1 protein-coding gene is annotated in these 795 nt (G+C 51.9%); it reads right to left on the bottom strand.

What is annotated here, in order from left to right; translation table 11 throughout:
* Window positions 1–545: 545 nt before the first annotated feature.
* The coding region (locus DW661_RS10410; protein WP_233547503.1) for a hypothetical protein at window positions 546–795 on the bottom strand (250 nt) is incomplete at its 5' end.

The following is a 795-nucleotide window of genomic DNA, read 5'->3' as shown; positions in this document are numbered from 1 at the left end:
CGCTGATCGGTTCCGTTCGATTCATATGGTTTTAGTATAGGAAAAGGAATTTCTCGGGGCCGCCTCTCGGCGGCCTTGCGAAAAACAAATCCAAGTTAGACCATTTCAAATGGTTCGATGTCTGCCCGGATGCGACACTGAATGTGTCCATCCTCGCAGTATCCGGTTCTCAAGGTGCACGCCAGGCGGCTGATCCGGTCCGACCGGGCCGCGCGGCAAGGAGATATATTGCCAGACCGGAGGGGCGCCGGGGGCGGGAATCGCGCACTCCATATTTTGTTCACAAATTAATTAACTGGGCTCCGAGTTGCTCAGAGTCGCACATATGGTCATAAACCTCGGACAGACCGTATGACCTCGGGAATCTTGCTGTCCACTGTAGACATATCATCTTTATACCCTCGTCGGTCTCCGCTAGTTAGCCCATCATAAATTGAAGGACAACGTTAACAAACCTATAAAACGCCAGCGGGGGCTCTATCACTAATTAGATAGAGCCCCCGCTGGCGGAGTGTATTTGATTGAAACAACGCCCCTTAATTGATTTACTGGAAATAAGGAGCAAAAGATCCGTCCGGATATACGTGGCGACAGAACCCTGGAGCCGGCTGATCGCCACCAGAACGCGACATAAACAAAAAGATCGGCTCTACCTCACCGCAAGCGACAACGATGCCCTCGACTAAAGTCAATCCGAGCACTCCTAAAACAGAAAGGGCAATGTTAGCTTCTAGAACGCAAAAAAAGGGGGGAGGCCGCGAGGCCTCCCCCCTTCTAAGTTCGATGACGGCTCGG

This window comes from Collinsella sp. AM24-1 (assembly GCF_003470325.1).
Taxonomy (GTDB): Bacteria; Actinomycetota; Coriobacteriia; order Coriobacteriales; family Coriobacteriaceae; genus Collinsella.
This window is presented reverse-complemented; position numbering and strand designations above follow the sequence as displayed.